The 14,251-nt window shown below is 48.2% G+C and carries 13 protein-coding genes; 8 read left to right on the top strand and 5 right to left on the bottom strand.

The features are described from left to right. Positions 1 to 35 precede the first annotated feature (35 nt). From BLS62_RS19475 to BLS62_RS19455, 5 genes are all read left to right on the top strand, one after another. Positions 36 to 230, top strand: a complete 195-nt coding sequence (locus BLS62_RS19475; RefSeq protein WP_093184215.1) for a twin transmembrane helix small protein — start codon at positions 36 to 38, stop codon at positions 228 to 230. 27 nt (positions 231 to 257) lie between these two features. Next, positions 258 to 833 carry a cob(I)yrinic acid a,c-diamide adenosyltransferase gene (locus BLS62_RS19470; protein WP_093184210.1) on the top strand — a complete coding sequence of 192 codons (576 nt, stop codon included), beginning with the start codon at positions 258 to 260 and terminating at the stop codon, positions 831 to 833. Positions 834 to 1,104: 271 nt separating this feature from the next. Continuing rightward, complete coding sequence (locus tag BLS62_RS19465; protein ID WP_093184206.1) at positions 1,105 to 1,854, top strand: electron transfer flavoprotein subunit beta/FixA family protein; 750 nt, start codon at positions 1,105 to 1,107, stop codon at positions 1,852 to 1,854. A 24-nt stretch (positions 1,855 to 1,878) separates the two neighbouring features. Further along, positions 1,879 to 2,808 (top strand): electron transfer flavoprotein subunit alpha/FixB family protein, encoded by a 930-nt coding sequence (locus tag BLS62_RS19460; RefSeq protein ID WP_093184203.1) that lies wholly within the window; start codon positions 1,879 to 1,881, stop codon positions 2,806 to 2,808. A gap of 146 nt (positions 2,809 to 2,954) precedes the next feature. Further along, positions 2,955 to 3,836, top strand: coding sequence for a 3-hydroxybutyryl-CoA dehydrogenase (locus BLS62_RS19455; protein ID WP_093189251.1), 882 nt, complete (start codon positions 2,955 to 2,957; stop codon positions 3,834 to 3,836). A gap of 64 nt (positions 3,837 to 3,900) precedes the next feature. Here the strand turns inward: BLS62_RS19455 and BLS62_RS19450 are convergent, their stop codons facing one another. Together BLS62_RS19450 and BLS62_RS19445 are read right to left on the bottom strand one after the other, a co-directional pair. Continuing rightward, the gene (locus BLS62_RS19450) at positions 3,901 to 5,055 is read right to left on the bottom strand and encodes a CobW family GTP-binding protein (RefSeq protein WP_093184200.1); all 1,155 of its coding nucleotides are present in this window, start codon (positions 5,053 to 5,055) and stop codon (positions 3,901 to 3,903) included. A 27-nt stretch (positions 5,056 to 5,082) separates the two neighbouring features. After that, on the bottom strand, positions 5,083 to 6,426 hold the full coding sequence (locus tag BLS62_RS19445) for a D-alanyl-D-alanine carboxypeptidase family protein (RefSeq protein ID WP_093184196.1): 1,344 nt from the start codon (positions 6,424 to 6,426) through the stop codon (positions 5,083 to 5,085). Between the two features lie 451 nt (positions 6,427 to 6,877). Between BLS62_RS19445 and BLS62_RS19440 the strand changes: the two genes are divergently transcribed. The 3 genes from BLS62_RS19440 (at position 6,878) to acs (ending at position 10,176) form a co-directional block, all read left to right on the top strand. Then, positions 6,878 to 7,480, top strand: a complete 603-nt coding sequence (locus tag BLS62_RS19440) for a glutathione S-transferase family protein (RefSeq protein WP_093184193.1) — start codon at positions 6,878 to 6,880, stop codon at positions 7,478 to 7,480. Positions 7,481 to 7,652: 172 nt separating this feature from the next. Further along, positions 7,653 to 8,051, top strand: coding sequence for a DUF1761 domain-containing protein (locus tag BLS62_RS19435; RefSeq protein ID WP_093184190.1), 399 nt, complete (start codon positions 7,653 to 7,655; stop codon positions 8,049 to 8,051). A gap of 175 nt (positions 8,052 to 8,226) precedes the next feature. Continuing rightward, positions 8,227 to 10,176 carry an acetate--CoA ligase gene (gene acs / locus BLS62_RS19430; RefSeq protein ID WP_093184187.1) on the top strand — a complete coding sequence of 650 codons (1,950 nt, stop codon included), beginning with the start codon at positions 8,227 to 8,229 and terminating at the stop codon, positions 10,174 to 10,176. Between the two features lie 87 nt (positions 10,177 to 10,263). Here the strand turns inward: acs and BLS62_RS19425 are convergent, their stop codons facing one another. The 3 genes from BLS62_RS19425 to leuC form a co-directional block, all read right to left on the bottom strand. Then, positions 10,264 to 11,709, bottom strand: coding sequence for a pilus assembly protein TadG-related protein (locus tag BLS62_RS19425; protein WP_159436555.1), 1,446 nt, complete (start codon positions 11,707 to 11,709; stop codon positions 10,264 to 10,266). 127 nt (positions 11,710 to 11,836) lie between these two features. Further along, complete coding sequence (locus tag BLS62_RS19420; RefSeq protein ID WP_093184181.1) at positions 11,837 to 12,394, bottom strand: HNH endonuclease; 558 nt, start codon at positions 12,392 to 12,394, stop codon at positions 11,837 to 11,839. Positions 12,395 to 12,670: 276 nt separating this feature from the next. Continuing rightward, the gene (gene leuC / locus BLS62_RS19415) at positions 12,671 to 14,077 is read right to left on the bottom strand and encodes a 3-isopropylmalate dehydratase large subunit (RefSeq protein WP_093184178.1); all 1,407 of its coding nucleotides are present in this window, start codon (positions 14,075 to 14,077) and stop codon (positions 12,671 to 12,673) included. Between the last annotated feature and the right edge of the window lie 174 nt (positions 14,078 to 14,251).

Raw genomic sequence — 14,251 nt, 5'->3', positions numbered from 1 at the left:
CCTCCTCATAAGGTGTTCAAATACTGGAGAAATAAATGAGCGGTGTCGTTTCCATCCTTGTTCCAATTGCGCTTTTCGCCGTCGCGCTGGTCCTTGCCCTCGGCCTTTGGAATATGATGCGCGGTGGTGATCCAAGTCGCTCGCAAAAACTCATGAGATACCGCGTGCTGCTTCAGTTCGTAGCTATCATATTGATAATGCTATCGATTTACTTCACCAGCACCTCCTGAACTTCGCTATTTTGAACTGGTATAACAATGGTCACCCTCAATAAGATCTATACAAAAACGGGCGATGACGGCACCACGGCATTGGGCAGCGGTGAGCGAAGACAAAAACATGATCTTCGCATCGAAGCCTATGGAACTGTTGATGAAACCAACTCCGTCGTTGGCCTTGTCCGGTTACATGCATCCAAAGAAATGCCGCATCTGGATGAGCTGCTTGGGCGAATCCAAAACGACCTGTTTGATCTGGGAGCCGACCTCGCAACGCCGGAAACCGATGAAGATCTTGGGTATGAGCCCCTGCGCATCACGGCCAATCAAGTCAGTTCGCTAGAGGATGCCATTGACCAGCTGAACGTAGAGTTGTCCCCACTGAAGTCGTTTGTCCTACCAGGCGGCACCCCACTCGCGACCTACCTCCATCAAGCGCGAACAGTCGCCCGTCGCGCAGAACGACTCGTCGCTGCTCTCACTCAAAAAGAGCAGATCAATACGCAAGCTCTTCAGTACCTTAACCGCCTTTCCGACCTCTTTTTCGTGGCATCCCGCTATGCAAACCTGAAGGGCGAAGGCGACGTTTTGTGGGTGGCAGGCAAAAACAGGTAATCCAATTTCAGGAAGCTGAAACGCTGAAATAAGTTGACCATTAGGCAAACTATCAACACTCAAGGGCGCTTCGCCTTATACATTGGTTGAAACCCGATACTTATTTACCCTAGGCGATCGTTGACAGGCTAAAATATGCTGACTACGGTCGCCCACCGATTGCAATGCAATGTGCATTCCCTTTTGGCTCTGGCAGCCCGGCGGAAAGTGTGTCTTACCAACTTAGTTGCGACGCAAACTCCCCTGTTTTTCTAGTGGAGGTTCTAGGAACATGAAAATTATCGTGCCCGTAAAACGGGTCGTTGACTATAACGTAAAGGTTCGCGTCAAAGCGGACGGCTCCGGCGTTGAACTTGCAAACGTCAAAATGTCCATGAACCCTTTCGACGAAATCGCGGTGGAAGAAGCTCTTCGTCTGAGGGAAGCTGGCAAAGCAACGGAAGTAATCGTTGTTTCCATTGGCCCTAAGCAGGCAACCGAGACCATCCGTACTGGTCTTGCAATGGGTGCTGACCGCGGCATTCTGGTGCAAGCTGATGATATCGTTGAGCCTCTTGCAGTTGCAAAAGCGCTGAAGGGGATCGTCGAGGAAGAAGAGCCAGGTCTCGTTATCCTCGGCAAGCAGGCGATTGATGACGATTGTAACCAGACTGGTCAAATGCTCGCGGCACTGCTGGGCTGGGCACAGGGCACATTCGCGTCCAAGATCGATCTTGGCGAAGGCACTGTTGACGTCACCCGTGAAATCGATGGCGGCTTGCAGACTATAAAGCTGAACATGCCAGCGATCGTCACAACTGACTTGCGCCTCAACGAGCCACGTTATGCATCCCTGCCTAACATCATGAAGGCAAAGAAGAAGCCAATCGCTGAAAAGACCCTCGCGGACTTCGGTGTTGACGCTACTCCACGCCTAAAGGTTCTGAAAACTTCTGAACCTGCATCACGTAAGGCTGGCGTCAAAGTTGCTTCTGTTGCAGAGCTTGTCGACAAGCTTAAAAACGAAGCTGGCGTTCTTTAAAGCATAACAAGAGGAGTTATTATTATGACCACGCTTCTTGTGGCTGAACATTCAAATTCGACATTGAACGACGCAACCGCCAAGGCGCTGACTGCAGCTGCTGCAATGGGTGGCGACGTTCATGTTCTCGTAGCTGGCAAAGATTGCGGTGCAGCAGCTGAGGCTGCTTCCAAGCTCTCCGGTGTTGCAAAGATTCTCGTAGCTGACGATTCAGCCTATGAGCATCAACTTGCAGAACCAGTAGCTGATCTGATCGTTTCTCTGGCTGGCGGCTACGATGCAATCGTTGCTGCAAGCACAACGAACAGCAAAAACACATTGCCACGCGTTGCTGCAAAGCTCGATGTTATGCAAATCTCTGACGTAATCGCAGTTGATTCAGCAGACACATTCCAGCGCCCAATTTACGCTGGCAATGCAATCCAAACCGTTCAAGCAACTGATGCTACGAAGGTTCTGACTGTTCGTACAGCATCCTTCACGGCTGCTGAACTGGGTGGCTCTGCTGCTGTTGAGGCTATCTCTGCTGTTGCGGATGCTGGTATTTCCTCCTTCGTTGGAGAAGAAATCGCAGCTTCGGACCGCCCAGAGCTCGCTGGTGCTAAAATTATCATCTCCGGTGGTCGCGCACTCGGTTCTGAAGAGAAGTTCAACGAAGTCATCATTCCAGTTGCTGACAAACTTGGCGCTGCTATTGGTGCCTCCCGCGCAGCTGTTGATGCGGGTTACGCTCCAAACGACTGGCAGGTTGGCCAAACCGGCAAGGTTGTTGCTCCTGATCTTTACATCGCCTGTGGCATATCCGGTGCGATACAGCACCTTGCAGGTATGAAAGATTCCAAAGTCATTGTTGCTATAAACAAGGATGAAGAGGCTCCAATCTTCCAGGTTGCCGACTATGGATTGGTCGCTGACTTGTTTGTTGCACTTCCTGAACTGGAAAAAGCACTCTAATCCTATTTGATTAGCCTTAGAGGAACCCCGGAATGTTAATATTTCTTTCCGGGGTTCTTGCTGTTTGCGGTAAGAATTGCGATGTATGTTACTATGAGAACAGATAAGCACGCCTAAGTCGTGCATATAAGAATTTGGATCTGACAATGGTGGTCGAAGTTAAAAAGGTCGGTGTTATTGGCGCCGGCCAAATGGGCAATGGCATCGCACACGTTAGTGCTTTGGCTGGATTTGACGTCGTCCTGCACGATATATCTCAGGATCGTATTGAGAAGGGCATAGCCAGCATTAATGGCAATTTAGCCCGTCAGATCTCAAAAGGAACAATTACCGAGGAAGAGCGTGACCTAGCTCTCACGCGCATCAAAACATCAGATGATGTAAATGCACTTTCTGATGCTGATCTTGTGGTGGAAGCAGTAAGCGAGAACGAACAGGTAAAACGTAAGGTTTTTCAAACTGTTTGTCCGGTCTTGCGGCCTGATGCTATTCTCGGCACAAACACTTCTTCAATTTCCATTACGCGTCTTGCCTCTTCAACAGACCGTCCGGAAAAGTTCATCGGCATTCACTTTATGAACCCGGTTCCACTCATGGAACTCGTGGAGCTCGTACGTGGCATAGCAACCGATGATGCGACATTTGAAGCTTCAAAAAAATACACGCTTGGCCTGCACAAGACCATTGCCGTGTCTGAAGACTTCCCTGCCTTCATGGTAAACCGCATTCTGCTACCAATGATCAACGAAGCGATCTACACCCTTTATGAAGGTGTTGGTTCCGTTGAAGCTATTGATACAGCAATGCGTTTGGGCGCCAACCATCCAATGGGCCCTTTGCAACTTGCAGATTTCATTGGTCTGGATATATGCCTGTCCATCATGCAGGTGCTTTACGAAGGCTTGGCGGACACCAAGTACCGCCCATGCCCACTGCTGGTTAAGTATGTGGAAGCTGGCTGGCTTGGCCGCAAAACACAGCGCGGTTTCTACGATTACCGCGGTGAAGTTCCGGTTCCAACCCGGTAAAAGCTGATGAATAATAAAAAGCCCGCAAATTGAGCGGGCTTTTTTGTTTTCAGATTCTATTCAATTATTTAAACGTACCGCTAAATCCGCCGATGGAAAGTGGATTTTCCATCATGGCTGTCTGATCTGGTGTGTCTGTAGCAACCCCTCCCGAGAATGCATCAAACATCCTTTTCACAAAACCCTCAGACAATCCCTTGGTAATAAACACAATGCGCGTGCGGTGATCCGCATCAGGCCAGGCTTCAAGGCGCACTGGTGGATGAAACACATGTTGTACGCCATGAATAACCAAAGGCTGTTCCGGGTGCTCAACGGTCTTTATAATTCCTTTAACGCGCAAGAGCTTAGGTCCGTGCGCTGACCGCAACAAATCCAAGAACATCTCAAGAGCACCGTTTGGAATTGCCCGATCCGTCTCCATCGTAAACGCACGAATGTCTTTACCGTGTCGATTTGGATCGTGAGGATGATTGTGCCCATGGCCATGTGCATCACCATGGTGATGATGAGACCCATGACTGTCCTTATACGCCTCTTCCCGCAACCATTTTTGCACATCGGCTATTTTGGTATCAGGATTGTATAGACCACAATTGATGAGCGCCGCCGCACTGGATGACCCATCCAGCGAGTTCAAAACCAAAGCACCGGGGTTCAAATGCTTCAGCTCAGAGACCAGATCCGCTGTTGGTTCCTGCAAGTCCGTTTTCGTCATTACGATACGATCTGCAACCGCGATCTGCTTTACGGCCTCCTCATGAGACCCGATCGTATCCAGACCGTTGACCGAGTCCACAAGCGTCACAACCCCATCTAAGCGGTAACGCATAACCAGATACGGATGCAGCATCACCGTGTGCAACACGGGCGCGGGGTCGGCAAGGCCGGTTGTTTCAATGATAACCCGGTCGATCTTCTTCATACGACCATTGTCGATACGGCGCAGAATATCTTCCAGCGTATTGATCAGATCGCCACGAATAGTGCAGCATAAACAACCAGATGCCAGCTCAATAATGCCATCCTCAATGTTGTCTACGAGCAAGTGATCAATACCAATATCACCAAACTCATTGATTATAACTGCTGTGTTTTCAAGAACCGGCTCTTTTAGAACCCGATTAAGAAGCGTGGTTTTCCCCGTTCCCAAAAAGCCCGTGATGACGGTTAAAGGAATAGGTGTTGGCGGACTCCGCCGTTCTTGGGTTTTAGCCATTGTTGCTGCACTACCTGTAACTGCGGTTTATTGGGTTTTACCGGAGACAGGCACATTCGCATAGAGGCCACCGGGTGTGCCAAACAAATCTCTTTGACCGAGCGCATTCAAAGGTAGAAGAGACGCGCCTTTACCAACAGGCACGTTCAATGCAGGTTGCCGTATTCCGCCAAGTGACTTCGCCTCCAATCCACTTTGTGCAACAGGCTTTGGGGTCGGCAATGGCACGCCACTCCCGAGTTTCTTAAGGGCAGCAATCGGCCGTTCACTTCCAATCCGAACGGTAACAGGAGCATAAACCTTCAACTGAGGTCCAAGGATTTCCTTATAAACCAGCGGCCAATTTACTTTTTTCTTGGAAAGGCGAATAGATTTACCTTTAGGTCGAGGACTTCTTGCATTGGCATAGGACAGCATGCTCACGGCCCCTCTTTTAGACCCGAAACGGTCTACCAGTTGCTGTGCGCTCGGTTTCGCGTTCCGTTTGCAGTAATGATCTTTTGGCGGAGCTGTCTTTCCACTGCCCCGTAACATTGAAATGTTGGTCCCTGCAGTTCTATTAAACCCGCTATCTATAAGCTTCTTGGCAAAGGCGGAGCGCTCCAGACTTGAGGACGCACCCAAAACTACAGCCATGATCGTACGTCCGTTGCGCGTTGCCGATGTTGCAACGTTGAACCCGGAATTACAAATATATCCGGTTTTTAGCCCGTTGGCTCCGTCAGTGCGAAGAAGAAAATCTCTGTTGCCAGATCGAAAAGTTCTCCGTCCAAAGCGCATTCCAGGGTGGCTCAGGTAAGACCGATACTGAGGAAACTCAGTCCAAAGCACTCTCGCCAAAATTGCCATGTCACGCGCAGAAGTAATTTGCCGGTTATCCGGTAGACCGTGCGGATTTACAAAGCTGGTATGCGTCATGCCCAGACGTCGTGCCGTCGCATTCATCATCTTAATGAAGTTCTGCTCTGTACCGCCTACTCGCTCCGCAATCGTAACCGCAATATCATTTGCTGATTTCACGAGGATCATCTTCAGCGCATTATCAAGCGTAATGGTAGTTCCAACTTGGAAACCCATTTTGCTAGGTGGTTGGTTCAGAGCATTTTGCGAAACAACAACCATGTCATTCATGCCCATTACACCGCCAGAAATATGCCGAAAAGCAATATACGCCGTCATCATCTTAGTGAGCGATGCAGGATACCAACGATCAAAAGCCCCATGTTGTTCCAAAACGCGGCCATTATCGGCATCCATCAGCAACCAAGCAGCGACATCAGCCCGTGCGTTAATTGCAGCGAAGCTAAAGGCCATAACAAAGACGGCCAGAAATCGAATTTTACGCGCAATCCAATAAACAGAAAACTTCACGATCCTACTGCTCCACGCCGACCAGATTTGCAGCACACACAAATGTGTAGCTGTCTTTGATAACTTTATTGTAAGTTAGTTTTCGAGCAGCCCAAGCTACCAGCTGGTAACACCATAAGGACAAATAATAAAAACAATATCACTAGACACCCATATGAGAGTTAGATGCCTCTCCATAAATAATCATAGTGACAATACCAGCAAAAAATCAGCATTTCCAAACATTTCAGAAATATTAGGTTTGATGGTTATTTTAAGAACCCAAACTAACAAAGTCTTCCTGTGATAATCACCCCTTCAGTTGTGAGGGGTTCAACTATAAGTCATGGTCAATCCGTTTAAATGCACAGATCACATGACAACCCGCTGATTGGCCAAATCAAATTAACAATCAAAACACTTTCATTTTGCGCAATCATTCCCAATTATCAGGGAACACGAGGAGAATTGAATGTACAAAGTTATTGGACACCCTCAGTCGAGAACTATGCGCGTTTTATGGCTACTGGAAGAGCTGGGGCAATCCTATGAGGTTTTACCGTGCAAACCACATCATAACGATATTCAGCAGATAAACCCTTCTGGAAAAATACCGGCATTGATCGTCGGTGATGATGCAATTTATGATTCGACAGCTATCTGCACATATTTGGCAGACAAACATGCAAGTCTGACGTTCCCGGCAGGAACGATAGAACGAGCCAAACAAGACAGTTTCACGAACTTCGCATTGGATGAGATGGATGCAATCCTATGGATGGCTGCGAAACATTCATTTATCCATCCAGAAGAACAGCGTGTTCCAGAAATCAAGCAGGCCTGTCACTATGAATGGGCGAACACCATGGTTCGGCTAGAGCAGCGTCTTGGTGACCAAACCTGGGTTATGGGCGATACCTTTACCATAGCCGATTTGATTATTGGTCACTGCGCTATCTGGGCAAAGCTCGCAAAGTTCGAGTGGCCCCAAGGCAAAGTTGCTGATTACTTCGCAAGAGTGACTTCCCGGCCAGCGCTCACAAAAGCAAAAGAGAATACCGCAGAACTCCTCTGAGCCTTTAGCAGTTGGGGTGAGTGTATCTCACCCCCTCACCTTACCTATTTCTTATATTCATAACGCATTCCCCAGCGGCACTTGAACCTGCCTGATATTTTCACTACATTTTAAGAAATAAAAGAAACCGATAATTCTTGTGCAGACCATATCTACTACAAGGCGTATTGATATGATTGAGGGAATTTATCTACCCGGTGTGCTAGCAGCAGGGATCGCTTCCTATATTTTCGGCTCGCTTTGGTACTATGTACTTTCATATTCTTGGATGAAGGCTGTCGGAATTTCCGAAGAGGACATCCAGATGGGGCCGTCAACTTACGTTGTCACGTTCCTATGTGAGATGATAATGGCCTTTGTTCTCGCAGGCATTCTTGTCTATTCGGGATCCATAAATGTCACCAGTGGATTAACTGCTGCGTTGGTCATTTGGGGAGGTTTTGTATTGACCGGACTAATCGTCAATCACAAATTCCAGCGTGCCTCTTGGATGCTTACCCTAATAGATTCAGGTCATTGGCTTGGGGTTCTTATTGTGCAAGGCGTTGTCTATGCACTAATTGCGGGATAACTCACCAAAACCATTCTCAAATTATTGATGAATTTTCGTAGGTCAAACGAACCTAGGGACAGCGTGACCTACGAAAGTTCGAAGGATAAACGCTAGACGCCCCTACGGCAGCTGCCCATAATAAGACACAGATTTTGGGTACTTTGTACCCACGGAGGAAATGGGGAGATTGGTGATGACTGGTGAAGTGTACCCGGTTTCGGCTGAGGTTGCCGAACATGCGCTGTTGAATAGCGAACAGTATTTGGAAATGTACCAAAAATCCGTCGATGATCCAGATGGGTTTTGGGGTGAGCATGGCAAACGTATTGACTGGATCAAGCCATACTCAAAGGTAAAAAACACCTCCTACGACTACCACAACGTTTCCATTAAATGGTTCGAAGACGGCACGCTGAACGTCGCAGCAAACTGCATTGATAGACATCTGGCAGAGCGCGGCGATCAGCCTGCTATCATTTGGGAAGGTGATGAGCCAGATCAAAGCAAGATCATCACCTACAAACAGCTCTCAGAAGAAGTGAACCGCTTTGCAAACGCAATGCTGGCAAATGGCGTAACAAAGGGTGACCGCGTCACCATCTACATGCCAATGATCCCGGAAGCGGCGTATGCAATGCTGGCCTGTGCACGCATCGGCGCGGTTCATTCTGTGGTGTTTGGAGGCTTCTCGCCGGATAGTCTCGCCGGACGAATTGAAGACTGTCAGTCTCGCTTCGTTATCACGGCTGATGAAGGTGTTCGCGCCGGAAGAACCGTCCCGTTGAAGGACAACACAGATCGCGCAATTGAAAAATGCGGCAACGTCGATACGGTCTTTGTTGTAAAACGCACGGGCGGCAACATCACGATGATGGATGGCCGTGATGTCTGGTATCACGAAGAAGTAGAGAAGGCATCTGCCGACTGTCCGCCTGCTGAAATGAATGCAGAAGATCCCCTCTTCATCCTCTATACATCAGGATCTACGGGGCAGCCGAAGGGCGTATTGCACACATCTGGTGGCTACCTAGTGTACGCCTCTATGACGCATCAATACGTCTTCGATTACCATCCGGGAGAAGTGTACTGGTGTACGGCCGACGTCGGCTGGGTTACCGGCCACAGCTATATCCTCTATGGACCGCTGGCAAACGGTGCAACGACCTTGATGTTTGAAGGTGTCCCGACCTATCCAACCCCCGCTCGCTTCTGGGAAGTCTGCGATAAGCACAACGTCAACATCTTCTACACCGCCCCAACGGCCATTCGCGCATTGATGGGGACCGGCGATGAAAACGTAACAAAGACATCCAGAAAGTCCCTGCGTATCCTCGGATCCGTTGGCGAACCAATCAATCCAGAAGCTTGGATGTGGTACCACAATGTTGTTGGTGAACAGCGCTGCCCAATTGTTGATACGTGGTGGCAAACAGAAACTGGCGGCATTCTTATATCTCCGCTTCCGGGAGCTACAGACCTTAAGCCGGGCTCGGCAACACGTCCGTTCTTCGGAATTCAGCCTGCAATCGTTGATGCTGAAGGTAATTCCCAGGATGGCGCGACTGAAGGTAACCTAGTCATCACCGACAGCTGGCCGGGTCAGATGAGAACCATTTATGGTGACCATGAACGCTTCATCCAGACTTACTTTGCCACTTACAAAGGCAGCTACTTCACTGGTGATGGCTGCCGCCGAGATGAGGATGGGTACTACTGGATTACTGGCCGTGTAGACGACGTTATCAACGTCTCAGGTCACCGCATGGGAACTGCCGAGGTTGAGAGTGCTCTTGTGGCCCACCCAGACGTCGCAGAGGCCGCCGTTGTGGGCTATCCTCATGATATAAAAGGACAAGGCATCTACGCTTATGTCACCCTCATGGAAGGCTTGGAGCCATCTGAAGAGCTAAAGAAGAAGCTCGTAAAACATGTGCGATCCGAAATTGGGCCTATAGCCTCACCAGATCTCATTCAGTTTGCTCCGGGACTACCAAAAACACGTAGCGGAAAGATCATGCGCCGAATTCTTCGCAAGATTGCCGAAGACAGCTTTGAAAGCCTCGGCGATACATCAACCCTTGCTGACCCGACAGTGGTCAGTGACCTGATTGACAACCGCCAGAACAAGGCAGAAACCGTTTAGTCAACGCACCAATAACTCTCAGTAAACAAACAAAAACCCCGCTTTAATGAAGCGGGGTTTTTCATAGTGCAAAGCTCTCAAACGGCTTTATTGAGACAAATAGATATTCTTGATATCGTTCGCAATCTTCTCAAACGCCTGTATCAGCTCGCTCTCATTATCAGCTTTATAAAAGGTGCTATCACTAGTAGCACAGTCTTGCATTACATTCTTAGCACTATAGGAATTGCCAAAATACACAGAATATATGGTGATATTTTTGGCTTTCATATTGGTGCAAATTTCTTTAGCGCGCATCGACGGAGTCCCATATTCGCCACTTGATGACTTGTACTTCCACTTTACTTTCTTCGCGAATTTTTTATGTTCATCGTATTTAAATTTATTGGAACCATCAGGATTAGGCCCTTCTGTCCAAGTGCCCTTTTTCTTTTTATCTTTAATTTTCTTTTTTATTTCTTTTTCTGCATCTTTGTAATCGCCCGAGTAGTGAACATTAAAATTACCATCGGTCATAAACACTGCATATTTACGAATGCCGTTTGTCTCATATGGCAAAGGCTTACTATCACTTGGCCAAAAATTCGCCCACCGAGGAGAAATTGTGTACCAACCCCAAGCAATACCAATTTGACCCGCAGTAGCGCCACCTGCAGATAACTTATTTATTGAAGTTTCAATCTTTGTGCGGTCAGAAGTTAACGGCACGAGCTTCGCGTAATTTGGACACCATCCCTTATCACTTCCAATATAATCGGTGCGACCATCACCGTTTTCAAAATCATAAGGAACTTCAGATGTCGCCTGATCACCGACCCTCTCATGAACACACCCATATCTGCTCATATCAAAAGTCGCTCTTTTCGCCAGAGTGTCGTCCATTTTAATGCCCAGACTATAGGGAATATAGGAAATCCTGATTTTACTTTTGGAATTTTTGTCTGTTTCCGGCAACAGCGCATCAAGCAAACCAGTTGAAGCTTTTTTCAGAGCACCAATATGTCCACCCATAGACCCAGTAACATCAACAATTACGGTAACCTCAACGTTACTACGTGGAAACCGCGCTGTTGAACTACTGCCAACCGCCAAAGTGTTACCGCCATCGCCATCGCCGTCACCAGCACTGCCGGTAAGAAGACTAAGAAGTGGAATGAATCTGTTTCGAAGCTCCACCGTTGCACTAGCAGAGATGGAATCACCACCCTTGGTGTATTTGATTTGAGGCTTTGAAACTATGGCATTAGCGCCAATAGAATCCTTTAAGTTTGCATCAAAGTATTCTTCGATAAGATCCTGAACATCAGCCTTATCCATATCAGTCGTCGATAACCTGTTCGCCGCGGCCAATACAGCACCATCCAAAGCCTGATTAACTGCTCGGCGAGTATTAAAGCCCATGCCGAAATCGATAGCCATTCCCGCAAACACGATTAGCAAAACCATGAGAACAGCAACAAGGACTGCAACAGCCCCCTCCTCTGAACGGTTAAACTTTTTGAATTGCTTTGAAATGCGTTGAGAATAATTCATCGTGATGCCCACCATCGATGCCTACATAATTATGACCAACATAATATAGCAGGCGTGTAGGTGATATCAATTGCACGACTTTATAGAAAATTTTAAATGAGAGCCCTAACAGAACGTTAACTCTGCGTTATGGCTCTAGCTCGATGTCCCAATACAAGAAATCCAGCCAGCTTTCGTGCAAATAATTTGGCGGAAACATGCGCCCATTATTATGCAGATCATGAACTTGAGGTTTGTAAGGGTTTTGCATTGGCCGCATGCGCATTTCTTGCCACGACTTATTCGCTTTGCGAAGGTTGCAGGGCGAACACGCCGTTATGACATTGTCCCAAGTCGTCAATCCACCTTTGCTTCTTGGAATGAGATGATCAAACGTCAAATCATGCTCAGATCCGCAGTATTGGCACTGAAACTGATCCCGCAAGAACACGTTAAATCGTGTAAACGCAGGATGACTCTCTGCTTTAACAAACGATTTAAGCGCAACAACACTAGGTAATTGAAACTCAAAGCTCGGGCTTCTAACAACTCTATCGTATTCAGAAACAATATTGACACGGTCGAGAAAAACAGCCTTCACCGCATCTTGCCACCCCCACAAGGATAGAGGGTAGTAAGAAAGGGGCCGATAATCAGCATTCAATACCAGCGCAGGAAATGCGCCTTGAGAAACGACTGCGTTCACAACGTGCTCCCGAGTCTCATTTCAGAGACATAGGTCTTCCAAACTAAAATCCTCTTGAGATGCACCTATAGTGTAGTCAACAAATGACAGCTATGTGAAGCCTAGCTCTTTCCTTACCCTAAGGAATTATAAATTCATATAATCCAACTACTGATTAGCTCTTTGCAATTCAAAGGCTTCCACTTAGAGCAAACAGCGCAGCCCATAAATCACACCAACAAAAAAGGCGGGCATAGTTTCCTAGCCCGCCTCATTCAGTTTCTTCAACGAATCAGATTAGTTCCAGTCGCGCACATCTACGAAATGCCCGGCGATTGCAGCAGCAGCTGCCATACCTGGAGAAACAAGGTGCGTACGGCCTTTAAAGCCCTGACGACCTTCGAAGTTACGGTTGGAGGTGGATGCACAACGCTCACCCGGCTTCAACTTGTCAGCGTTCATTGCAAGACACATGGAACACCCAGGCTCACGCCATTCAAATCCAGCAGCTCTAAAGATCTCGTCCAGACCCTCAGCCTCTGCCTGCGCTTTCACCAGTCCAGACCCCGGCACAACCATAGCATTCACGGTATCAGCAACCTTTTTACCTTCAACGGCAGCGGCAGCTTCACGCAGGTCTTCAATACGGCCATTGGTGCAGGAACCAATAAACACACGATCGATCTTGATATCAGTAATCTTCTGACCAGCCTCTACACCCATGTATACAAGAGCACGCTCTTTAGATGCACGACGGGTTTCGTCTTCAATATCAGCCGGATTTGGAACAACACCCGTAACAGACACAACGTCTTCTGGAGAGGAGCCCCATGTTACGATTGGTGGCAAGTTGCCAGCATCCAGAGCGATTTCTTTGTCAAACGCTGCATCTTCATCGGTAAACAAAGTCTCCCAGTAAGCCTTTGCCATTTCCCAAGCACCAGCTTTTGGAGATTTAGGACGACCTTCCAGATAAGCGTATGTTTTTTCATCAGGAGCGATCAAACCAGCACGCGCACCAGCTTCAATGGACATGTTGCAGACCGTCATACGGCCCTCCACAGACAGATTACGGATAGCTTCACCGGCATATTCAATCACGTAACCAGTACCGCCAGCAGTACCCAACTCCCCAATGATCGCCAGAACGATATCTTTTGCCGTCACCCCATGCGGCAGCTGACCATTCACGGTCACGCGCAGGTTTTTGGCTTTATTCTGAATCAACGTCTGCGTTGCAAGAACGTGCTCAACTTCTGAAGTACCAATGCCGTGTGCAAGAGAACCAAATGCACCATGTGTGGATGTGTGGCTGTCACCACAAACGATCGTCATACCCGGCAGCGTAAAGCCTTGCTCTGGACCAACAATGTGAACCACACCCTGACGCGGATCCATCTCAGAGTAATACTCCACGCCGAATTCGGCTGCGTTTTTCGCAAGTGTCTCAACCTGCAAAGCGCTTTCAGGGTCTTCAATACCCTTTGAGCGGTCTGTGGTCGGAACGTTGTGATCAACAACAGCCAATGTACGCTTAGGATGGCGAACCTGACGACCGGCCATACGCAGGCCTTCAAACGCCTGTGGGCTTGTCACTTCGTGTACCAGGTGACGGTCAATGTAAAGCAGGCAAGTTCCATCTTCTTGCGTGCTGACCACATGATGGTCCCAGATCTTATCGTAAAGAGTTTTGGCCTGCGACATTGCGCTAATCTCCTGGAAACGATTGATCCTCATCTCCCCGTACAGTTCCGATCGCAACAACCTAGCGCTCAGGACCCGACGAAAAAGGATCATTTACTTTTTATTTGCGACTCTCTGTGGCCGCATAATTCTGAAGCAACGGAAACAACGAGAAGAGGTTCCGTTTTGCATGCC

Origin of the sequence: Pseudovibrio sp. Tun.PSC04-5.I4 (assembly GCF_900104145.1) — a bacterium.
In the GTDB taxonomy this organism is placed as follows: Bacteria; Pseudomonadota; Alphaproteobacteria; order Rhizobiales; family Stappiaceae; genus Pseudovibrio.
Note: the sequence above shows the minus strand (reverse complement) of the source record. Positions and strands in the feature narration are given on the sequence as shown.